The 22,752-nt window shown below is 25.8% G+C and carries 21 protein-coding genes and 1 other RNA gene; 21 read left to right on the top strand and 1 reads right to left on the bottom strand.

What is annotated here, in order from left to right; translation table 11 throughout:
• Position 1: 1 nt before the first annotated feature.
• Complete coding sequence (locus BN346_RS12755) at positions 2-1,354, bottom strand: MATE family efflux transporter (protein ID WP_040329103.1); 1,353 nt, start codon at positions 1,352-1,354, stop codon at positions 2-4.
• Positions 1,355-2,209: 855 nt separating this feature from the next.
• On the opposite strand from BN346_RS12755, the gene BN346_RS12750 reads away from it, so the two are divergent.
• The 21 genes from BN346_RS12750 (at position 2,210) to BN346_RS12655 (ending at position 22,717) form a co-directional block, all read left to right on the top strand.
• On the top strand, positions 2,210-4,594 hold the full coding sequence (locus tag BN346_RS12750; protein WP_051540388.1) for a cation-translocating P-type ATPase: 2,385 nt from the start codon (positions 2,210-2,212) through the stop codon (positions 4,592-4,594).
• Between the two features lie 191 nt (positions 4,595-4,785).
• Positions 4,786-5,481: a response regulator transcription factor gene (locus BN346_RS12745; protein ID WP_040329102.1), complete on the top strand. Its 696-nt coding sequence runs from the start codon at positions 4,786-4,788 to the stop codon at positions 5,479-5,481.
• Positions 5,468-6,874 carry a HAMP domain-containing sensor histidine kinase gene (locus BN346_RS12740; RefSeq protein ID WP_040329101.1) on the top strand — a complete coding sequence of 469 codons (1,407 nt, stop codon included), beginning with the start codon at positions 5,468-5,470 and terminating at the stop codon, positions 6,872-6,874. The genes BN346_RS12745 and BN346_RS12740 overlap by 14 nt, the downstream gene beginning before the upstream one ends.
• A gap of 113 nt (positions 6,875-6,987) precedes the next feature.
• A complete protein-coding gene (locus tag BN346_RS12735; protein WP_040329100.1) occupies positions 6,988-7,677 on the top strand; it encodes a lantibiotic protection ABC transporter ATP-binding protein in 690 nt (229 codons plus the stop codon).
• 58 nt (positions 7,678-7,735) lie between these two features.
• On the top strand, positions 7,736-8,461 hold the full coding sequence (locus tag BN346_RS12730; RefSeq protein WP_040329099.1) for a lantibiotic immunity ABC transporter MutE/EpiE family permease subunit: 726 nt from the start codon (positions 7,736-7,738) through the stop codon (positions 8,459-8,461).
• 1 nt (position 8,462) lies between these two features.
• On the top strand, positions 8,463-9,257 hold the full coding sequence (locus tag BN346_RS12725; protein ID WP_040329098.1) for a lantibiotic immunity ABC transporter MutG family permease subunit: 795 nt from the start codon (positions 8,463-8,465) through the stop codon (positions 9,255-9,257).
• Between the two features lie 246 nt (positions 9,258-9,503).
• Complete coding sequence (locus BN346_RS12720; protein WP_051540386.1) at positions 9,504-10,325, top strand: NisI/SpaI family lantibiotic immunity lipoprotein; 822 nt, start codon at positions 9,504-9,506, stop codon at positions 10,323-10,325.
• A 403-nt stretch (positions 10,326-10,728) separates the two neighbouring features.
• Positions 10,729-11,059, top strand: a transfer-messenger RNA (tmRNA) gene (gene ssrA, locus BN346_RS20985).
• Between the two features lie 783 nt (positions 11,060-11,842).
• On the top strand, positions 11,843-12,514 hold the full coding sequence (locus BN346_RS12715; protein ID WP_040329097.1) for a response regulator transcription factor: 672 nt from the start codon (positions 11,843-11,845) through the stop codon (positions 12,512-12,514).
• Positions 12,502-13,632, top strand: a complete 1,131-nt coding sequence (locus BN346_RS12710; RefSeq protein ID WP_040329095.1) for a sensor histidine kinase — start codon at positions 12,502-12,504, stop codon at positions 13,630-13,632. Before BN346_RS12715 ends, BN346_RS12710 begins: the two co-directional genes overlap by 13 nt.
• 87 nt (positions 13,633-13,719) lie before the next feature.
• Complete coding sequence (locus BN346_RS12705; protein WP_040329093.1) at positions 13,720-15,120, top strand: ABC transporter permease; 1,401 nt, start codon at positions 13,720-13,722, stop codon at positions 15,118-15,120.
• 4 nt (positions 15,121-15,124) lie between these two features.
• Entirely contained in the window at positions 15,125-15,802 is a 678-nt protein-coding gene (locus BN346_RS12700) for an ABC transporter ATP-binding protein (RefSeq protein WP_040329091.1), read from the top strand.
• A gap of 22 nt (positions 15,803-15,824) precedes the next feature.
• Complete coding sequence (locus BN346_RS12695) at positions 15,825-16,175, top strand: hypothetical protein (RefSeq protein ID WP_040329089.1); 351 nt, start codon at positions 15,825-15,827, stop codon at positions 16,173-16,175.
• A 678-nt stretch (positions 16,176-16,853) separates the two neighbouring features.
• Positions 16,854-17,078 carry a DUF3791 domain-containing protein gene (locus BN346_RS12690; protein ID WP_040329088.1) on the top strand — a complete coding sequence of 75 codons (225 nt, stop codon included), beginning with the start codon at positions 16,854-16,856 and terminating at the stop codon, positions 17,076-17,078.
• A complete protein-coding gene (locus BN346_RS12685; protein ID WP_040329087.1) occupies positions 17,075-17,551 on the top strand; it encodes a DUF3990 domain-containing protein in 477 nt (158 codons plus the stop codon). Before BN346_RS12690 ends, BN346_RS12685 begins: the two co-directional genes overlap by 4 nt.
• Positions 17,552-17,788 carry a hypothetical protein gene (locus BN346_RS12680; protein ID WP_040329085.1) on the top strand — a complete coding sequence of 79 codons (237 nt, stop codon included), beginning with the start codon at positions 17,552-17,554 and terminating at the stop codon, positions 17,786-17,788. It abuts the gene before it with no gap.
• A gap of 341 nt (positions 17,789-18,129) precedes the next feature.
• Complete coding sequence (locus BN346_RS12675; protein ID WP_040329083.1) at positions 18,130-19,116, top strand: ABC transporter ATP-binding protein; 987 nt, start codon at positions 18,130-18,132, stop codon at positions 19,114-19,116.
• Complete coding sequence (locus BN346_RS12670) at positions 19,116-19,913, top strand: ABC transporter permease (RefSeq protein WP_040329082.1); 798 nt, start codon at positions 19,116-19,118, stop codon at positions 19,911-19,913. Before BN346_RS12675 ends, BN346_RS12670 begins: the two co-directional genes overlap by 1 nt.
• Positions 19,914-19,918: 5 nt before the next feature.
• A complete protein-coding gene (locus BN346_RS12665) occupies positions 19,919-20,683 on the top strand; it encodes an ABC-2 family transporter protein (protein ID WP_040329080.1) in 765 nt (254 codons plus the stop codon).
• 358 nt (positions 20,684-21,041) lie between these two features.
• On the top strand, positions 21,042-21,710 hold the full coding sequence (locus tag BN346_RS12660) for a response regulator transcription factor (protein ID WP_040329079.1): 669 nt from the start codon (positions 21,042-21,044) through the stop codon (positions 21,708-21,710).
• Positions 21,707-22,717 (top strand): sensor histidine kinase, encoded by a 1,011-nt coding sequence (locus tag BN346_RS12655; RefSeq protein ID WP_040329078.1) that lies wholly within the window; start codon positions 21,707-21,709, stop codon positions 22,715-22,717. Before BN346_RS12660 ends, BN346_RS12655 begins: the two co-directional genes overlap by 4 nt.
• Positions 22,718-22,752 lie beyond the last annotated feature (35 nt).

Below are 22,752 nucleotides of genomic sequence, written 5' to 3'. Positions count from 1 at the left end.
TTTATTTCGCCACCTTTATATAATTTTGTTTATTACACTTAATTATAAACTTTTTATATAACATAAAACCTAAAATATCGGCAAGTCCCCAACCAATAGGTATAGACCACCAAATTCCACTTGCCCCTAATGATGTAGAAGAAAGAATATATGCAAGTAATACTCTTGTTCCTAAAGATACTATAGTTAAAATTATAGAGATTTTCAATAGTCCAAGGCCTCTATATAAACCATAAAACATAAACAAAAATCCTATTAAAACATAAAATATTGCAACAACAGATATATATTCTATTCCAAGTGATATAACGGAAGTTTCATGTTTATCAACAAATAATAACATTATTTGCTTTGAAAATACAAGGATTAATGTTGAAGTAATAAAGCAAAATATAATGATAGTTTTAATAGAGCTTTTTACTCCAAGTTTTATTCTGTCAATTTTTTCAGCACCTTTATTTTGAGCAACAAAAGTAGAAAATGCATTTCCAAAATCTTGTACAGGCATATATGCAATAGAATCTATTTTTACTCCTGCTGCAAAAGCTGCCATTACAGTAGAACCAAAGGTATTAACTAGACCTTGTACAATTAGTATCCCAAAATTCATAATGGATTGTTGAAGGGCAGTTAATGTAGAATATTTAATAACTGATTTTAATGTATCTTTATGAACTTTTATACATTTTCTATCAAATCTTAAAAAATCTAATTTTATATAAGTATAAATAATGCTTATAAAACCAGATACAGCTTGTGCAATTACTGTAGCTATAGCAACACCCTTAATTCCTAAATTAAACTTTATAACAAAAAGTAGGTCTAAAACTATGTTGATTATTGAAGCTATGATTAAAAAATATAAGGGGCGTTTAGAATCTCCAATGGCTCTAAGTAGAGATGTAGATAAATTATAGATATATGTAAATATTAATCCAAGTAAAATAATTATTAAATACTCTTTTGAATCATTAATAAGTTCTAAAGGCATATTAAACAATAAAAGAATAGAATCTATGAAATATAAGGAGAGTACCATTAAAAAAATAGTAATACACCCTATAAAAATAAATGATAAAAATGTAGTTTCTTTAAATTTATCAAAATCCTTAGATCCATAAAATTGAGATAGAATAATACCAACACCCATAGATAAACCAATTATAATTGAATTTATAAAGACAATTATAGCAAAAGATGAACCTACTGATGCTAATGCATCTGCTCCTATAAATTTTCCAACTACAATAGAATCAACTAAATTATATACTTGTTGAAATATATTTCCTAGAATCATAGGTAGTGCAAATTTTAAAATTCTTTTATTAATATTTCCTTCTGTCATATCAATCATAAAAATAACCTCACAAATTTATATTAAATTTATTCTATCATACAATATATGTAAAAAGAACAAATGTATTGAAATATAATTAAGATATTAAAAAATCTTATATTTCAAAAATGTAAGGTAAATTTAATGTTATTGTATCTTTTATTTAAGGTTAAAACTGTATAATTAGAAATAAGAAAGCATTTATAAAAAAATATATAATCTTAAGAATTTCTTAATATTTATATTAATATGTTTTTAAGAATTTATGATTAATATAGATATATAAGGTTTTAATATGGAAAGAAAAATTAAAAATAATGAATAAAATAAAATATTAACTTGAAATTTTATGTAGGAATCCAAATTAAAACTTTAAGTTATTCATGTTTAAGTTGAGAATCTAATTAATTTAATTGAAAATTGAAACTGAATGTAAAAATTGGATTTCCAATTTTAAAGAATGATTTTCTATTAGATTTACAAAGCAAATTATTTAAACACAATATAAAACGTAGTTTTTATGTATTTCTATTTTAAATATTAGGAATGAAATGAGTAATATTAACCATAACTGTCAATTGTCAATTTTCAATTGTCAACTGGTTCCAAATATAAATATAGAAATAAATCGTAAGATTAGTAGTATCATTTGAGGAAGCTATTATTTTAAATTTTAGCTTGGAACCCTATAATATTGGGGGAAAAGTTAAAATAATTTATAATTTGGGATTTATAGGATATACTATATACTTAAGGTTACATATTATACAATAAATTCAAATAAGTTATTAACTATAAAATGCAATTAAAAAAAATCTATGAAGTTATTATTTTAGATAGATATTAAACGGATATGGGAATAGAGGTGTTATTATGGAAAGCAATATGAGGATAAAAGGTCTTACCACTGAAGAAGTAAAAATTAGAGTGTGTAAGGGTAATGTAAATACAATACCTAAGCCACCTTCTCGTACATTAGGACAAATTCTTAGAGCCAATATATTTACTAGTTATAATATGATTAATTTAAGTCTTGCAGTAGTAGTGCTTTTAGCAGGATCATTTAAAAATGCTTTTTTTGCAATAATAGTAATTGCAAATATAATAGTTGGAGCATTTCAAGAGTTAAAAGCAAAAAAAATACTTGAAAAATTATCAGTTATAAGTGAAAAAAGGGTTGAAGCATTAAGAAATGATAGTTTAAATGATATAAATGTACAAGAGATAGTTTTAGATGATATTTTAAGATTACGAGCAGGGGAACAAATATTAGTAGACTGTGAAATGGTTAAAGATAATGAAATAGAAGTAGATGAATCTATGATTACTGGTGAAACAGATCCAATACTGAAAACAAAAGGTGACAAATTGTTATCAGGAAGTTTTGTAACATCAGGAATGACATATGCAAAAGTTATAGCAATTGGTCAAAACACATATGCAGCAAAACTTGCTAATGAAGCTAAAAAGTTTAAAGTTATAAATTCAAAGTTACAAAAAGATATAAATAAGATATTTAAAACTATTATGTGGATTGTGTTTCCAATTGCAATATTACTAATTGGAAGTCAGTTATTAAATGGAAGAGGAAGTTTAGAAGATTCTATAATGGGTGCGGTTTCAGGTGTAATTGGTATGATTCCAGAAGGACTTGTACTATTAACAAGCACAACATTTATGCTTGCAGTTATGAGACTTGCAAAGTGGAAAACTTTAGTTCAAGAATTGCCAGCAACAGAGGTATTAGCAAGGGTAGATGTTTTATGTTTAGATAAAACAGGAACTATAACTAAAGGTGATTTAAAGGTAAGTGAAATTTTAACTATAGGAAAAGAAAAAAAAGAAAAAATAGAAGAGATAATTGCAGCAATTTCACATAGTTTTAATACATCTAATCAAACAGATAAAGCAATTTTAGAGAGATTTAATGATAATCCTCATCTTAAGATAAAAAACAAGATAGCATTTTCATCTAAAAGAAAGTGGAAAGCAATAGAAGTTGAAAATGATGGTGTATGGGTTTTAGGTGCACCTGAAATGATACTTAAAGATAGGTATAGTGAGATAGCAGAAAGTGTTGAAAATGAAGCTAAAAAAGGTAATAGAGTAATTCTTTTAGCTAAGGTTAATGGGGTACTAAGTGATAACTTAGAAGGAGAAGTAACAAAAGAAGCATTAATAGTTATTGAGGATATAATAAGGGAAAATGCAGAGGAAGCTATAAAATATTTCAAGAAACAAGATGTTGGAATAAAGATAATATCAGGAGATAATCCAGTAACAGTATCAGCTATAGCTAAAAAGGTTGGAATTGAAAATGCTGAAAGTTATGTAGATGCAAAAGACTTGCCAGAAGACGAAGAAGAATTTAATAAGATGGTGGAGAAAACTTGTGTTTTTGGAAGAGTAACACCACATCAGAAGAAAAGAATAGTTCTTGGATTAAAGGCTAATAAACACACTGTTGCAATGACAGGTGATGGTGTTAATGATGTTTTAGCATTAAAAGAATCAGATTGTGGAATTGCTATGGCTGAGGGGGCAGATGCAACTAAGTCAGTAGCACAACTTGTTCTTATGAATTCAGATTTTACAGCGCTTCCACATGTAGTTTCAGAAGGAAGACAACTTATAAATAATTTAGAAAAAGTATCAGAATTGTTCTTAACTAAGACAGTATATTTTATAATATTAGCAGTGGTATTTGCTCTTATTAGATTGCCATACCCAATGATACCTATACAAATGACACTTTTAGGTAGTTTAACTATTGGTATACCATCATTCTTTTTATCAATGTCACCAAATAAAGATATGATAAAAGAAGGGTTCTTAAAAAGGGTAATGAAAGTTGCAATTCCAAATGGAGCATTAATAGGAATAAGTACAATAATTATGTTTATTATAGGACATTATACTGGAGCATCACTAGAAGAATGTAGAACACTTGCAGTAGCAACATTTGGTACATTAAGTATGGTTGTTTTATTAAAAGTAGCTACACCACTAAATTTATATAGATTAATTATAGTTGCTTCAATGAGTATATTATTTGCTATATCTTTTATGATACCTTTTGTAAGAAAGTTTTTTGTAATAGATACAATTCAAAGCCGTTATATGTTAATCATTTTTGGAATAGCATCAATCACAACAATAGTAATGATATTAATATCAAAATTTGCAAAAACTACAGTAAGGGAAAAGACAATTTCAAATTGCATAAAAAATAAAAAAGAATTAACAAGAGAAATGTAAGATAGAATAAAGCACATAATTATTTGATGTGCTTTATTTTTTATGTAAAATCCACAAGATTTCAACAACACCTTCTGTGGTAGGGATTTCAACAATACCTTTTGTAGGCGAGGTTTCAACCTTGTAAAACATTATTGTAATTTTAAAATTTTAAAATTATTATATAATTGTAGATAAGTGAGGTGTTTTATGTGGATAAAAAAATTTTAATTGTTGATGATAATGAAGATATTTGCATAACAGTAAAGGAATATTTAGAGCTATATGGTTACTCAGTAGAAACTGCTGAAAGTGCTGTAAAAGCATTAAGTATTATAAACAATCCCTTTGATTTAATTATATTAGATATAATGATGGAAGGGATGGATGGATTAGAACTTTGTAATATAATAAGAGAAAAAATAGCATGTCCAATTATATTTGTTAGTGCAAAAACATTAGAAGAAGATAAAATAGAAGCACTTTCAGTTGGGGGAGATGATTATATTACAAAACCATTTAGCTTAAAAGAATTAAAGGCTAGAGTTGAGTGTCATATAAGAAGAGAAGAACGAATAAGAAATAAGGAAACTTATATATTAAGTTCTGGCAATGTAGTTATAGATATAAATGCGAAGGAAGTTTTATGTAATAGTGAAAAACTACAATTAACCAAAAATGAATATAAAATAGTAAAACTTTTAATTACTAATAAAAATTTAGTATTTTCAAAGGAAAAGATATTTGAAAATGTTTGGGGATTAGACTCAGAGAGTTATCTAGACACTGTTACAGAAAGCATAAAAAATATAAGAAAAAAGATAAAAGCTATAGATAAAGATATGTCATACATTACAACTGTTTATGGCTTAGGTTATAAATGGGAGATAAAAAATGAGAAAAAATAAAACACTAAAAAGGCAATTTTATATTCTAGTACTTAAAGTATGTATGTTTACAGCTGTAGCATCTATTGCAACATATATAGCATTATTTTCATGGATAGCTATTGATAGTAAAGGTAAATATGCAGATTATTATGTAAGCATTTTAGATGATATAGAAGGCAGTATAAAGAATAATGAAAGTGCTATATTAGATGGTAATATAATAGATTTAAATAAATACAATAAAGATATAAGTGGAGAAGTTGTTGATATAAATGGAAAACATTTATACGGAGAAAATAAAGTTTTAAGAAGTGATACCATAGTTATTAATAATATAAATCAAGAAGAAGTAGTTGATAATTATGTTTATAGATATGTACCAATTAGAAGCAACAATTCAATAAAAGGTGTATATGTATTAAAAGCTCCTTTTGGATATGTAATTAATAATTTTAGTGATAGACCAGTAACAACAATTGTATATATGGTTATGTTATTTACTCCATTAATTTATTTTGCACTATTTTTAGTGCTATTTACATCAAAATTGTACAAATATATGGCTAACAATATAAATGTTTTATTAAATGGAGCAGAAAGTGTTTCAAATGGAAACTTCAATTTTGAAATGAGTGGAATAAAAGGCTTTGAATTCAGTAAAATTCAAGATGCTTTTAATGTGATGATAAATACCATAAAAGAAAATATAGATAATTTAACAAAACTTGATAATGAGAGAAGAATGATGGTTTCATCTATAGCACATGATATAAGAACTCCAATAACAGTTATAAAAACACAGCTTGAACTTGTGGATGATTTAAAAGATAGAAAAGATTTTAACATGGATAAGCATAGTAAAATTATAAATAAAAATTGTGATAGGATGACTATGTTAACTGATAATCTTTCATTATTATATAAAGTTGAAAATACAGATTTTTTATTGAAAAATGAAAATATAGATTTGAAAAAATTACTTTATGAAAAAATAACAGAAGTAAAATATGAAGCTAATAAAAATAATATAGAAGTCAATTTAGAAACAAATCTTGAAAAGGACAATTATATGTTAGATGAATCTATGATAATTAGAGTACTTAATAATATTATTTATAATAGTTTAAGATTTACAAAACAAGGAGAAATAAATATTTCTGTATATAGTGAAGATGATAAAATAAATTTTAAATGCAGCGATACAGGAAGTGGATTTAAACAAAAAGATACTGAAAAATTATTTACTGCATTTTATCAAGATGAGGATTATAAAAATCATTTTGGATTAGGCCTTTATATAGCAAAAAAGATTGTTAATAACTATAATGGAGAAATAAAGGCATATAATAATTTGAATGGTGGAGCAACCGTTGAATTTTATATAAAAGAATTAAATAACATTAAGGTTTAATAGAGGAGAAATTTTTCTTCTCTATTTTTTTTATGAATCTAAAGATATCCTTATAAAATCCTTAGATTTGTTTGTTAGTCTAGATATAGAAAGAAACGAAGGGGAGAATTACAATGAATGAATATTTTTTAGAAACTAAAAATTTAAAAAAACAATTTAAAAAGCAGGTAGCTGTTGATGATATTAATTTAAAAATAAAGGAAGGTACAATTTATGGTTTTTTAGGACCGAATGGTGCAGGAAAATCAACTACACTAAAAATGCTTACAGGACTTTTGTATCCTACATCTGGAGAAATAATTTTTGATGGACATCCATGGAATAGAAAAGATCTTAGAGATATTGGAGCACTTATAGAATCTCCAGCATTTTATGGAAATTTAACAGCAAGAGAAAATTTAAGAGTTCATACAAAACTTTTAAAACTTCCAGAAAGCAGAATAGATGAGGTTTTAGAAATTGTTGATTTAAAAGATACAGGAAAGAAAAAATCATCAGAGTTTTCATTAGGTATGAAACAAAGGCTAGGAATTGCAATAGCACTTTTAAATAATCCAAAACTTCTTATATTAGATGAACCAACTAATGGACTAGATCCTTTAGGTATACAGGATTTAAGAACTCTAATTAAGTCGTTAAAGGAAAGTGGAATAACAATTATATTATCTAGTCACATCTTATCAGAAGTAGAGCAAATAGCAGAATATATAGGAATTATATATAAAGGTAAATTAAAGTACCAAAATAAAATAAATAGAGATGAAGACTTAGAAAAATTATTTATGGAAGTTATATCTGAGTAATATTCATTGAAAGTTGAAAATTAATGTGGATTTTAAAACCTAGATTTGGAGGAGAAATATGATAAGAATGATAGAAGCGGAGTTTTTAAAGTATAAAAATACATTTGCAAAAAAACTTGTATTTATAGCACCTATGTATGTTTTAATTTATTCAATATGGATGAATATGTATTTTTATCAGAATGTTATAAATTGGTGGAGCCTTGCTATAATGCCATTTACAATAGCAATTTTATGTGCACTTTCAGTAATTAGAGAAAAGAAAGCAGGTCAGTATAGAACATTAAAGTCTAAAGATATAAATATTAAAAATATGTGGATTTCCAAAGTAATAGCAATTGGAAGCTATACATTTTTATCTTCGTTAATGTTTATAGCAAATATATTAATAGTGAGATTAATATTTTCGGGATTAAAGTTAGATATGATAAGTGTAATTTCAGGCGTTTTAGTTATATGGATTACAACACTTTTATTAATACCAATATGTTTATTTGTGGCAGAAAAGTTCGGAACATTTTTTGCTATTGCAATAAGTGGATTAGGCGTAATTGTAGAGGTAATTGTCACAATAGGTGATAAGTGGTTTTTATGGCCATGGAGTTTAAGTATGAGGCTTATGTGTCCAATAGTTAAAATACATCCTAATGGTTGTTTATTGGAAAATGGTGATAAACTTTTAAATCCATCAGTAATACCAGTAGGGATTATAGTAGGACTTTTAGGATTTTTAGTTTTAACAATATTAACTTCAATTTGGTTTGCGAAAAAGGAGGAAAAATAAAATGCTTCAAGCAGAATGGATGAAGACTAAAAGAACAGTATTTAGATATATAGTTCTTATAACACCAATAATTTTTCCAATATTTATTTTAATGTATATATCAAGTTATAAAATGGATTACTCATGGCAAATAAGAATATATGATATATATTTTCAAACATTAGGGGTGGCACTTCCAATGATGGCATCAATATTAACAGGACTCAATATCATGGTAGAAGAAAGTGCAGGCAACTTTAGAGGTTTAATAACAGAGCCTATGGCAAGACATAAAATATATCTTAGTAAACTAACTATGCTTGTTATTATAACTATAGTGGACATGTTTATATCCACAGGTATATTACTTTTAGGAATGAAGTTTATATATAATGGAACAAATATTAGTTATGGAATTTTTTTATATGGAACATTATTTACCATTATAGGTACATTATTTTTGTATGGTTTCTACTTAATAGTAAGCATTGCATTTGGAATAGGACCAACCATTGCAATTGGTGTAGGGGGTGGTGTTTGGGGTACATTACTTCAAACAGGACTTGGTGATAGAATATGGCAATTTATACCTTGGGCATGGTCTGGAAGATTTGAGTCCATTCCTTATGTGAAATTTGAAGACTTTATAAAGTTTAAAGGACTAGAAAACACAGAAAATATAAAAATTAGTATGAGTAAATTAGCTACAATTGAATTTAATAAAGGAATGCCTATAGCATTAATAAGCTTTGTAATAATAACAATACTTGGTGTTTTATGGTTTGAAAAGTGGGAAGGCAGAAAAACTCATGATTAGTGCTAAGTTAGAATGTATGCAAATAAATAATTTTAATAATATAGGGAAACAAGTTTTATGTGCTGCTATTTTTAGATATTAGGAACAAAGAGAGTAATAACTACCATAGCTTTTCACTTTTCACTCTTACTTTTTACTTGGTTCCTAACATGATAATAGAATAAACAAATAAGATTAGTAGTATCATTTGATAAAAAGATTACTTTGAATTTGAACTTGGAACCCTATATAAGGAGTGTTTAGAAGTTGAAAAAAATAGTTGGAATTATATTAGTTATGATAATTAGCATGTCATTTATTGGATGTGGCATTGTTGATAAATATATAGATTATAGTAAAAAAGGAAAAGTTATTTGTACAATAAATAATGAAGATGGAACACAATTTATTTATAATGGAACAAAGTATACAGTGCTTAATGAAATTATAGATAATGAAAATATAGGTGAATGGGTGGGCTATATTCAAAAATATGTTGTTATGGACTCAAATTATAAAGTCTTAAAAGAAAAAGAGATAACATCAAAAGTCATTAAAGATTTAAAAGAAATAGCTGAGGGTGTAGAAAATGAAGCAAAATACATTGTACCATATAACAATGTGTACACTATAAAGGGAAATCAGAATTATAATGAGTTAATTGTAATTGCAAATGGAAAGCTTCACAAGGCTATACCAAGTGGAAATGTGACAGACAATAGTTTAATTATTAAATTTGAAACAATAGATAATGAAGGAAGTAATGCTAATGATAATTTTACTATAAATCTTAATAATTGCACTCAAATTTTAAGTGGGGAAAAAACTTATCAAATAACTAACAAAACAATTGATAGTGGGAAATTAGGAGAATACTTAGGAATCATACCTAAAAGTATTACATTTGATAATAATACAAAAAAAGAAATACCTAAAAGTGAATTAATGAAAGTTGAGTTAGAGCCTAAAGAGTTATCAAAACAGCAAAGAATAACTTGGAATTATGGAAAAATATACAGCATTAAAGAAAATAACAATACAATTGCAGTAGAAATAAATAATAAATATTATTTAGCACAAATAAGTTAAAGTAAAAAATCCAGTAGATATTCTGGATTTTTTATTGTATATAAGATTTAGCAATAGCTAAAACAGTATCTAAATAATTACGATATTTAAGTATATGATTTACTAAATACTCAGAACTAAGTTCTTTGTATATGTGAAAAATAGAGTCTTTAATAAACAAATTTTATGTATAGGATATAGGTGAACTTATAACAAATTTAGAAAAAGTTATAGAATAGGTCTAAAACATTTAAATTTGAATATACTATTAAAGTATAAATTAATATTTTCCATAGAGATAATTTCAAGTGTTAGAAAGTATTACAATGGTGATATGTGTTGACAATACCTAATTAAAAGATTAAAATAGTAATACAATTGAATATGCAATTTGCGTTTAGACCTAATTACAACATGGGGGCGTTTTGGCTTCGACGGGGGTAAGATGGGTCTGGGAAGCGAGTCGAGGGAAGCATGTGGCCTCGTTAATAAAATATGCACTAAATGTAAACGCAGAAGATAATTTTGCATTAGCAGCTTAGTAGCTGCTCGTTCTACCTAGGAGTCCCACGACTTAGGATAGGGCGTCGATTAGTGGGGAACCGAACTTAGCAAAGCTTTGAGCTATGGACGGAATTAATGAAGCTACTGAAAAGTAAAGCCTGTCTGTAGGCGTTACTTGGAGGGAATGTTAAATTGCAGACTGCACTCGGAGATGCCCAGATTGGTCTGCTTTCGGACAGGGGTTCGATTCGTGAAAGAGTCGCCTTTGAAAGTGATTTCAAAGTGATAACTTGGCTTTATCGGTGAAGCCTTAGCACGTGACGGTGAAGGTAATACCGAGAGGTATGTGAGGAAACTCAACAGCCTTGTATCGACTTATAGGTTCCTAAAGTAATAAAATTACTAAGGAATACTAGGATAGAGGATATAAACTATACTAAGCCTCTATAATACGCCAAGAAACTTAACTAACGACAAGTTTAAGATATAGTCAGGGCACATAGAAATATGTGAATAACCGACCCCTCGCCTCCACCATAGAAGATTAAACACATCAGAAATTTACTGATGTGTTTTTTTATTTTGTATTAATAAACTTATTATAAAATTCAATTTTATTTTTCAGCATTTCTTCAGTATATCTGCCATTTCTAGGGGTTAATTTTTTATAATTATCAATTATAAGTTTTGCACGTTTTCTTTTTGTATTTATTATAAGATATGGGTAAATTTCGTTTAGAAGGTTTATGGCGTCATTATATCTTAAAATATATGTATAACAATTCTTATGAACATCTATTTTATAGTTCTTCTTAGATTTTATTGAGCCTTTACCTAATACCGTTTTTACATATTCAAGTAATTCTAGGGTAGATGAAGTTATTGAAATACAAGGAGAGGGTATTTAGTAAGAATAAAAGTAGGTGTGATTACTAAAACTCAATATATTAGTTAATTTATTAACTTTCAATAAACATTAGATTTGATAAAATATAAAGATTAAAATGTAATATTAAGAGTAAGGAGTATTTAATATGCGATTATTGATTATAGAAGATAATATAGAATTAGCTAGTTCAATGAAAAAAGGGTTAGAAAATATGAATTTTAAGATAGATATATCCAATACAGGAATTGAAGGAGAAGAAAAAGCGAGTGTAAACGAATATGATGTAATACTTTTAGATTTAAATCTTCCGGATATTGATGGAATAAAAGTATTGAAATATTTACGTGAAAAATTAGTGAATACACCAATAATAATAATAACAGCAAGAGATGAAGTTTCAGATCTTGCTATAGGCCTAGATAATGGTGCGGATGATTATATTACAAAGCCATTTAAGCTGTTAGAAGTTAGAGCAAGAATTCATGCAGTAATAAGAAGGTTTCATGGACGTACAAATCCAGTTATAAGTATTGGAAAACTACAACTTAATCCAATTAATAGAACTGTGTATATAAATGAAAATGAATTAACTCTTGCAATTAAAGAGTTTGATATTTTAGAGTATATATGCTATAAATACCCAGCTATTGTATCAAGCGAGGAAATTGTTGAACATATATATGATGAAAATTTTGATCCATTTTCATCGGTATTAAGAGTGCATATATCTAGATTGAAAAACAAAGTAAATAGTGCTTATGGGAAAGAGGTTTTAATTAATGTTAGAGGGAAAGGATACTTGTTATGCGTAGAGTAAATTTTAAAAGTGGAATTGTTATAATAGTATACTCATTAATATTATCATTAGTTATAGGCATTGGAATGTATAGTATAAAACACTCATTTAAAAATATAGAAAACAAAGCATCATCAAATAATATTAGAGCCATTATAATTGAGGATAATGTTAAAAATCAACGTGAAGTTGTTAATGAATATTTAAATCAACAAAATTATTTTGAAAATAAGATTATTAAAAATGAAGTACTAGAAACTAAATTAATAGCTATAGATGATATTGGAAAGATTTATCTAAGAAGTGGATTTGAAGATATTGTAATAATGGTAATTATATTTTTTTGTATTCTTATAATTGCATCTTTTTTGTTATGGATGTTCTTAAATAAAATTCACAACAAAGAACTTGAAAATATTGTTAATAAATTAAATACATTTGATGATGAATTTGATCCATATTTAGTAAGTAAATCTTTTGGAATCGCCTATTATAATATGGAGGAAAAGTTTAAACAAAATTTATATGAATATAAAAAATTAAATTCCTATATATCTCATGAACAGAAAAATGCAATAGCAGTATTAAGAACTAAATTAGAAATAGATGAACATAAAAAATATATTAAGTTTTTAGACAATATTACTGACAGTATAGATGATATATTAACTTTAAGCTATTTAAAATCTGACGAAGAGATGAACATAATAGATGTTGCATTAGTTTGTGCAAATGTTTGTGATACATATAGAAAAACTTATAAAGATATAAAATTTGATTTTGAATGCAATAACACAAATATTTTAGCTAAAGAAAAGTGGATATATCGTGCGGTAAGCAATTTAGTTGATAATGCAATAAAATATGGTGAAAATAAACCTATAAAAGTGACAGTAAAAAATAAGTATAAAAGTGTAATTATTAAAGTTGAGGATAATGGTATTGGTATGGATAAAAATTTAATAGAAAAAATATTCAACAATAAGTATAGAATTAATGATTTAAATAAAGATGGATATGGCATTGGCTTAAGTTTGGTGTCTCATGTATGTGATTTATGCAATGGAGTAATATTAGTTGATAGTGAAATAGACAAAGGCGCTTGTTTCTATTTATCCTTTTCAGAATATATAAATTAATAAAATTTAGTATTATGGTTAACATTGAGTTAACACTTAATTTATTATAATTCACTTGTAATAAATTTTAGAAAGGATGAGTTATATATGTATATATTCAAAAATGCATTAAAAAACTTAGCAAGAAACAAGGGAAGAAATAGTTTGCTTGGAATTATAATGATAGCAATACTTTCATGCACAGCTATATCAATTATAATTAATACTACAGCTAAGGGAATAATAGAGGATTATAAAAATAAATTTGGTTCAGAAGTATTTATTCAAGCAAACCAAGAAAAACAAAATGAGAAAATAGCAAATGGTACTTATAATCCAAAAGATTTTAATATATCAAATCAGGTATATGAAGAATTATCAAAATCAGAATATGTTAAAGAAGCAATAATGAGTTCAAGTTATAGGGGTTATAGCGATAACATTAAATCTTTAGATCAAAAGGAAATACAAGAACCTAATATGGGAAATGTATCTGTAATTGGACCTAATGGAGGAAATATATCTTCAAACATGAAAATCCCTAATTTAAATATTTTAGGTGGACTTAATCCAATGGGAACTAAAGAATTTGAAAGTGGTGCAAGAAAAATTATAGATGGTAAGTCTCCCAAAAATGATGGTGAAGCAATAATAAGTGAAGATTTCGCTAAATTAAATAACTTAAAAGTTGGAAGTGTTCTTAAAGCTCAAAATCCAAAAGACCAAAGTGATTCAAAAACTTTAGTACTAACTATTTCAGGAATATACTTTGACGGGGTAAAGGGAGAAGATTTGGGAATTAAACATCCTATGATTAATAGAAAAAATGAGATTATTACAACTTATAATACTTTAAAAGAATATGATAAAAAAGTACAAGATGATTCAGTTGCTATTGAAGCAAAGTATTATTTGAAATCTCCAGATTTATTGAATAAATTTAATGAAGAAGCTCATGATAAGGGATTAAGTGAATTGTATGATGTATCTATAGATGCTGCAAGTTATAATAACATTGTTAAACCAGTAGAAGGACTAAAAAAGATTTCAAATATATTTATGATTTTAGTTTTAGGATTTGGTAGTAGCGTATTAATCTTAATTTCAATTTTAAGCATTCGTGAAAGAAAATATGAAATTGGTGTATTAAGAGCTATGGGAATGAAAAAGGGAAAGGTTGCTTTAGGTTTCATATTTGAAACATTATCAATGATGACTCTTTCATTAGTTGTAGGGTTAAGTATTGGTAGTTTTTCATCACAACCAGTTTCAAATATGTTATTAAAAAGTCAATTAGAAGCTAAAAATGATATCTCATCGTCATTTACATTTACTGTTGGAAGTCAACAACAAGTACCAAAATTAGAAAGTTTAAATACACATTTAAATGGAGAGGCCATTTTAATAATTAGTTTAATAGCATTATTACTTGGTGTTATATCTGTTAGTATTGGAATTATATATATAAATAGATATGAGCCAAGAAAGATATTAACAGAAAGGAATTAAGAAAATGAGTTTATTGAGTTTAAAAGACATAAGCTATAGATATGAAGGTGCAAAAAAAGAAGTTTTTAATAATGTAAACATAGATTTTGAACAAGGAAAAGTATATGGTGTTATAGGAAAATCAGGGGCAGGAAAAAGTACGTTATTGTCTCTTATTTCAGGACTTGATATATGTGAAAGTGGAGAGATTCTATACAAGGATAAAAATTTGAGAGAAATTGATAGAGATAACTATAGAGCAAAGAATATTGGGGTTATATTCCAGGGGTATAATCTGTTATTAAATGCAACAGCAAGGGAAAATATTTCATTGTCTATGAATATAAGCAATGTTAAAGAACAGAATGAATCAGAGTTTGTGTATAGCTTGTTAAAAGATGTTGGCATTGATAGTGATAAGGCGAACAGAAAAATTTTAGAACTATCAGGAGGAGAACAACAACGTGTAGGAATAGCTAGAGCTCTTGCACACAACCCAGACATTATAATTGCAGATGAGCCAACAGGTAATTTGGATAGTGAAACTGAAGAAAAGATAATGAATATCTTATTATCGTTAGCTCATAAATCTAATAAATGTGTTATTATTGTAACACATTCAAAAAAGGTGTGTACTTACCTTGATGAAATATGGGGATTAAAAGATGGTAAATTATTATTTATAAAAAGTGAAAATGAGTAAAATAAATTAAGGAGAAAATATAATGAAACCAAAAAAAGAAAAAAATTTTATAATTATAAATATATTAAAGATATGTGCAATAATTATGATAATATTTGCAGTATTTAGTGCCTATTCTTCATATAAACATATTACAAATTTGATTTTAAATGGACTTGAAGTTAAAAAACAATTAATAGAGGTAATTAATTATTATATTACATCAATATCTCCATATGTTTTTTATGGATTATCTTTATGGTCATTGTCACATATTATAAAACAAAATAATAATAAGATACAGTGTAATGAAGAGGTAGTTCTAACTGTGCCAACAATAAGTGAAAATAAATATGATGATATAGTTGATGATTTAATAAGAGAATTAGAGTGATTTTAAATAATAAAAAGTATAATATATAATGAGAAAAATAATACATTTATATCGTGTTTTATATGAAGATTAAACACATCAGAAATTTACTGATGTGTTTTTTTATTTTGTATTAATAAACTTATTATAAAATTCAATTTTATTTTTCAGTATTTCTTCAGTATATCTGCCATTTCTAGGGGTTAATTTTTTATAATTATCAATTATAAGTTTTGCACGTTTTCTTTTTGTATTTATTATAAGATATGGGTAAATTTCGTTTAGAAGGTTTATGGCGTCATTATATCTTATAATATATGTATAACAATTCTTATGAACATCTATTTTATAGTTCTTCTTAGATTTTATTGAGCCTTTACCTAATACCGTTTTTACATATTCAAGTAATTCTAGGGTAGATGAAGTTATTAAAATCTTTCAAGCATGATACTACCTTCACCATCAATAATTCCAGCAATGTATGCTTTTTCAGTTTCAGTCATGATAAAACCTCCTTTGTTTATTAGTATGGGATGTTAGATAAATTAAATTCAAGTAAATAAGAAAATTTAATGAAAAGGTAAATTTGTAAGGTTATAATATGAGTATGATTTGAATTTCTCTTAAATATTACGAAGTTGATACTAATTAAGAGTAGTTTGTAATATATTTAGATAATTTTATGGGAGGATGCATTTAATGAAAAATTGTAATAAGAAAGAATTAGAGTTTACAGTATTTATTATAAATAAACTTTCAGATTATTTAAAAAAACCAGTTTCAGAAGTTTATAATATTTTAAAAGATACAAACATATTAGATGAGTATATAATAGGATGTTATGATGTACTTCATACTTTAGGAAGTGAATATCTTATGGAAGATATCATAGAAGTACTTGAGAAGAGAGGTATAAAATTATGATAGTTTATCATGGTGGCACAGAAGTGATTAAAAATCCAGATGTTAAGTTTTCTAAAAAATATTTGGATTTTGGGAAAGGATTTTATATAACTACCTATAAAGAACAAGCTGAGAAGTGGGCTAAAAGGCGTTCGATGAGAAATAGAGAAAGAGCTATAGTAAATGTATATGAATTAAAAGATGATTTAAATAAATATAATGTTATAAATTTTAAAGATGATGAAGTATGGCTTAATTTTGTTTGTGATTGTAGAAGAGGGATGGATATATATAAGAAATATGATATCGCAATTGGAAGTGTTGCAGATGATGATGTTTTTAAAAGTATAGATATGTATTTTAAAGGACTTTGGGATGAAGAAAAAACTTTAAATGAAATTAGATATTACAAAATGAATAATCAAATTTGTTTAATAAACCAAGAATTAATAAATAATGAGTTAAGATATATACAAAGTTATGAGGTGAAATAAATGAGGACTAATCAACAAGCATTAGAGAAATTTTATATTCAATCACTGGATAGTGACATTATAGAATATTTAGCAGAAAATAAAAAAATAGATATACGTGTAGCTATGGACATATATTATAAAAGCGTATTGTGCAAACAAATTCATAATGGAGAAAATGGAATTCAATATTTAGATTATAAATATTTAGCAGAAGATTTAATTGAAAATGAGAAAGAACTATTTAATTTAAATTAGTGATTTAGATGGTATATTAGGGTTAGAATAAATAATTAATTATAAATATAATAAAGAAAGTTTATAAAAAGCACATTGCAACTCATTGTAATGTGCTTTTTATAAATCTAAATAATATTAATGTAATTTGTTGTTATAAAATTTTAATTTATCTTTAATATAAATAATTCCACGAATACATTAAGAAATTTTCAAATGAATGAATAAATACATATTTAGTTAATAAATATGTAACAAAAAATTAAGTTATTATATAACATAATTTGTTAATTTTTACATTAAAAATATGATACTATAATTAAGAATATGGAAATTAAAATAATAATTAAGAGGAATTTATAATGAAGCAAATAATCGTAAAAAATATAAATAAATCATATAAAGTACATTTAAAATCAGAAGGTGTGAGTGGAAGTATAAAAAGTATTTTAAAACGTAGATTTATAACAACTGAGGCTGTGAAGGATATATCATTTGAAGTTAATTCTAGTGAAGTACTAGGACTAATAGGATTAAACGGAGCGGGAAAAACTACAATTATTAAAATGATATCAGGAGTTATAAAACCTGATAATGGATATATTGAAGTACTTGGAAGCAATCCATTTTTAAAGTCAAATAATTATAGGAAAAGTGTTGCATTAGTTATGGGAAATAAGGGCCAATTAGATTATGATGTGTCAATTTTAGATAATGTGTTATTATATGCATCAATATATGGAATATCAAAGAAAATTGCATTAGATAGAGTTAATGATATGGCAAATGAATTAGAGTTGTCCAATCATGATTTAAAAAAGCAAGTTAGAAGCCTTTCTTTAGGGCAAAGAATGAAGGGGGAGTTAATACTATCTTTTTTACATTTACCTAAAATTATTTTTTTAGATGAACCTACATTAGGCTTGGATTTTATATCTCAAAGAAAAATTAGAAATTATATTAAAAGTTATAAAGAAAAGCATGATGCTTCTATAATTTTAACAAGTCATTATATTGAAGATATTGAAGACTTATGTGAACGTATTTTAATCATTAATAAAGGACAAGAACTTTATTATGGGAGTATTGAGAAGTTAAAAGAAGAGATGCCAAATTATAAAAAGCTAAAGTTTATAACTACACCTGAAATTGTTGAAATATTAAGAAAAAGGTTTGAAAATGTAGAGTTTGCATATTACAACAATAATGTAGAGGTTAGGACAGAAGGAAAGTTAATAATGCAAATAATTCAGCTTATAACAACTTTAGATGATTATAGAGATATAACAATTGAAGAAGATAATTTAGATATTATTATTGAACAGTTATATAAAGAGAGAGGGATGTAATGAATAAAAAAGTTTATTTATTAAAAGGCTTTTTAATATTTACAATAAAAAAACTTTTAGTATATAGAGTTAGGTTAGTTAGTGATATTTTGGGGATGGTTATTATTCCAATAATTCTTAGTTATTTTTTATGGAAATCGTTAATAACAAATAATAATTTAGAAATGACTCTTGATTATATTATGATTTATATTATTATCTCTAATGTAATATTATTATTTACTCAAGTTCACTTGGAAAATGAATTTTCTAAAGATATAAAGGGTCCAAGCTTAGGACAAAAAATGCTAAGACCTATAAACTATGTAGCAAGTTTATCTTTAAAACAAATTTTATCTAGTTTATTAACTTTTACTTTTTGTTATTTACCTATCATTGTAGTAATAATATGCATAAATGGTGTTAGTATAAGTTTTACAAAAATAATGTATTCAATTCTTTTTATTATTATAGGATATATACTTAACTCAACATTTTCTATTTTAATTGGGGCTTTATCATTCTGGCTAACAGAAATTTGGGGAATTTCTGCAATTCGTAATCTTTTAACAGGATTACTTGCTGGTGCATATTTTCCGTTAGATATATTATCAGAGTCGGTAAAAAATATTATGTTAAAACTGCCATTTCCATATATGTCATATTTCCCTACGAAAATTTTAATAGAAAAACATATTAATGTTAATGAAATCTATAGTGGAGTAATAATTTCTATTATATGGATTATTGTTTTAAACATAATAACTTCTATTTTGGTCAGATTTGGATTTAAAAAATATTCATTGAATGGAGCTTAGATGTTATGAAAGTAGTATTAGAGTGTTTTAAATTTTCAATAAAGAAAAGTACTCAATATAGAGCAAATTTAATTAGTTGGGTTTTAGCAGATATATCATTATATTCTTCAGTTTTTGTAGGATATTATTTACTGTCTTTAAATATTGTAAATTTTGGAGATTATACAAAATATGAAATTCTTTTATATATATCATGTTCATTCTTAATAAATAATATTTATGCAATTTTTTTTACAGAAGGATTGGGAAGTTTTTGTGAAAATATAATAAATGGGAGATTCGATTTTGTAATAATAAAGCCAATTTCTATGATAAAATTTTATATTTTTAAATTTATAAATATTCCAGCATTGGCAAGCACACCACTTTTAATATTTCTAAATATATATTGTATGCGGTTATGTAACGGAAAGATAAGTATAATATATGTTTTTTCCATATTATTAGGTTCATTTACTATGGGAATGATGTTCTTTATATTGTTTAGTCTAACATTATTTGGAATAAGGTCAGAGGAATTATCATCAATATTACTACAATTAATATCAGTAAGTGAAAAACCAGATACAGTTTTTCCAGAAATCATAAGGAGCTTTTTTATTTATATAATTCCAGTTTTTTTGTTTAGTGCAATTCCAGCAAGAATTGCTTTAAACAAGGTAAATACTGTAGAAATTTTGTGTGTATTTATTATACCGACAATTTATTATTTTATATTAAAGATTTTACTCAAATTTGGAATGAGGAAATATCAATCAGGAGTAGAATGATAAGTAGTTTATTATAGAAACATATAAAGATAAGTTCAAGCTTGTAAAAGCACATTTCAATTTATTGAAATGTGCTTTTACAGTATAGGGTTCCAATTTTCCATTTTCAATTAAATTAATTAGAATTCCCAGATGAAACAAAATAATGTACTTTTCAACTTGTTTCCCTATATTATTTTAAATTAAAATAAATGAAAAATTTAATGTATTATGATATCTTAAAAGTAGAATGGTATTTATAAAATGATTCCAAGCTAGTCTCACTCTTGATGGTGTCCAAGTTTGGGAACTAATAATTATGAAGATGAACTTGGAACCCTATAATATGATAATAAATAGTAAATGGAGAATTAGATATATGTTTAAAATAATGATAGTAGAGGATAATGAGTTAATAAGAAATGAAATTTACAATCTATTAAATTTTAATGGATATAAGCCAATAAAAGTAATGGAGTTTAATGATGTAGCAAAGCAAGTGAAAGAGCATAATCCAGATTTAATATTATTGGATATAAATTTACCTGATGATGATGGATTTAAAATATGCACAGAGATAAGGGGATTTTCAAAAGTACCAATAATAATTGTAACGAGTAGAAGCACAAATATTGATGAGTTAATGGGAATAACGCTAGGAGCAGATGATTTTATAACCAAGCCATACAATACCCAAATACTTTTAGCTAGAATAGCAGCCATATTAAAAAGAGCATATCCAAGTGAAAAAATAGCAGAGAGTTTGGAACATAATGGTATGACGCTCAATATGTTGAAAAGTACAATAGAACATGATAATAAATCAGTGGAGCTTACTAAGAATGAATTGAAAATTTTACATTATTTATTAATAAATAAGGGGAAGATAGTATCAAGAGTAGATATATTAGAATGTTTGTGGGACAGTGCTTTGTTTGTAAATGATAATACACTTACTGTTAATATAACAAGAATAAGGAGTAAAATAGAAGAAATAGGAATAAAGGATTATATTAAAACTAAAAGAGGACAAGGGTATATGGTATGAAGATAAATGAATATATTAACAATAGAATAGGTGTAATTTCATTAAATGTTATATCTATGATAACTTTATCTATTTTTTTATTTAGTGTTGGTAATGCCTTTAATGTTATAAAAGTAATAGTAATTGTATGGGGGATAGGGTTAGCGTTATATCTTATGCTTGAATATAGAGAGATGAATAAGATTTTTAAGAAGGTTAATAAGTACATTGAAAATATAGATAAAAAGTATTTGTTAAGTGAAGTTATAGATAGTCCAAAGTACATAGAGGCAGTACCATATTATGAAATGTTAAAAATGTCTAGCAAGTCTATGAGAGAAGAAATAAATATAATAAAAGAACAGAGAAAAGATTATAAAGATTATATAGAAAAGTGGATTCATGAAGTAAAAACACCTATTTCTGCTATTAAATTATTAGAAGAAAACAATAAGACAGCTACATCAAGATTAGTGCTTCAACAGTTAGAAGAGATTGATAGTTATGTAGAACAAGCATTATTTTACGCTAGAAGTGAAGATGTGGAAAAAGATTACTTGGTAAAGGAAATATCACTAGAAAAGTGTATTAATAGAGTTATTACTAGAAATAAGCAAGTACTTATAATTAATAACATAGATATTGACATAAGAGATGTGGAGAAAAATGTGTATAGTGATAGCAAGTGGTTAGAATTTATACTAAATCAAATTATAGGAAATGCAATAAAGTATAGAAACAGTAAAAAGGCTATTATAGAAATATATGCTAATAAAAGAGAAAATGGAGTGGAGTTAAATATAAAGGATAATGGAATTGGAATCCCAGATAGTGAAATAAATAGGGTGTTTGATAAAGGATTTACAGGAAATAAAGGTCGAACAAATAATAAATCTACAGGTATAGGATTATATTTGTGTAAAAATTTATGCGATAAATTAGGGATATTAATAAGAATAACATCAGAAAAAGATAAATACACAAAGGTTAATATTATTTTTCCTAAAGGACGATTTTGTAAATTTTAATTAAGGAAAAAATAATGTTACAACATCGTAACATT

The organism is Clostridium ihumii AP5, from assembly GCF_000612845.1.
Classification (GTDB): domain Bacteria; phylum Bacillota; class Clostridia; order Clostridiales; family Clostridiaceae; genus Clostridium_J; species Clostridium_J ihumii.
This window is presented reverse-complemented; position numbering and strand designations above follow the sequence as displayed.

Bases quoted from the DNA above. Each gene is read 5' to 3' on its own strand.
- BN346_RS12755 (WP_040329103.1), bottom strand. From the start codon at position 1,354: ATGATTGATATGACAGAAGGAAATATTAATAAAAGAATTTTAAAATTT.
- BN346_RS12750 (WP_051540388.1), top strand. From the start codon at position 2,210: ATGGAAAGCAATATGAGGATAAAAGGTCTTACCACTGAAGAAGTAAAA.
- BN346_RS12740 (WP_040329101.1), top strand. From the start codon at position 5,468: ATGAGAAAAAATAAAACACTAAAAAGGCAATTTTATATTCTAGTACTT.
- BN346_RS12735 (WP_040329100.1), top strand. From the start codon at position 6,988: ATGAATGAATATTTTTTAGAAACTAAAAATTTAAAAAAACAATTTAAA.
- BN346_RS12730 (WP_040329099.1), top strand. From the start codon at position 7,736: ATGATAAGAATGATAGAAGCGGAGTTTTTAAAGTATAAAAATACATTT.
- BN346_RS12725 (WP_040329098.1), top strand. From the start codon at position 8,463: ATGCTTCAAGCAGAATGGATGAAGACTAAAAGAACAGTATTTAGATAT.
- BN346_RS12715 (WP_040329097.1), top strand. From the start codon at position 11,843: ATGCGATTATTGATTATAGAAGATAATATAGAATTAGCTAGTTCAATG.
- BN346_RS12710 (WP_040329095.1), top strand. From the start codon at position 12,502: ATGCGTAGAGTAAATTTTAAAAGTGGAATTGTTATAATAGTATACTCA.
- BN346_RS12705 (WP_040329093.1), top strand. From the start codon at position 13,720: ATGTATATATTCAAAAATGCATTAAAAAACTTAGCAAGAAACAAGGGA.
- BN346_RS12700 (WP_040329091.1), top strand. From the start codon at position 15,125: ATGAGTTTATTGAGTTTAAAAGACATAAGCTATAGATATGAAGGTGCA.
- BN346_RS12695 (WP_040329089.1), top strand. From the start codon at position 15,825: ATGAAACCAAAAAAAGAAAAAAATTTTATAATTATAAATATATTAAAG.
- BN346_RS12690 (WP_040329088.1), top strand. From the start codon at position 16,854: ATGAAAAATTGTAATAAGAAAGAATTAGAGTTTACAGTATTTATTATA.
- BN346_RS12685 (WP_040329087.1), top strand. From the start codon at position 17,075: ATGATAGTTTATCATGGTGGCACAGAAGTGATTAAAAATCCAGATGTT.
- BN346_RS12680 (WP_040329085.1), top strand. From the start codon at position 17,552: ATGAGGACTAATCAACAAGCATTAGAGAAATTTTATATTCAATCACTG.
- BN346_RS12675 (WP_040329083.1), top strand. From the start codon at position 18,130: ATGAAGCAAATAATCGTAAAAAATATAAATAAATCATATAAAGTACAT.
- BN346_RS12670 (WP_040329082.1), top strand. From the start codon at position 19,116: ATGAATAAAAAAGTTTATTTATTAAAAGGCTTTTTAATATTTACAATA.
- BN346_RS12665 (WP_040329080.1), top strand. From the start codon at position 19,919: ATGAAAGTAGTATTAGAGTGTTTTAAATTTTCAATAAAGAAAAGTACT.
- BN346_RS12660 (WP_040329079.1), top strand. From the start codon at position 21,042: ATGTTTAAAATAATGATAGTAGAGGATAATGAGTTAATAAGAAATGAA.
- BN346_RS12655 (WP_040329078.1), top strand. From the start codon at position 21,707: ATGAAGATAAATGAATATATTAACAATAGAATAGGTGTAATTTCATTA.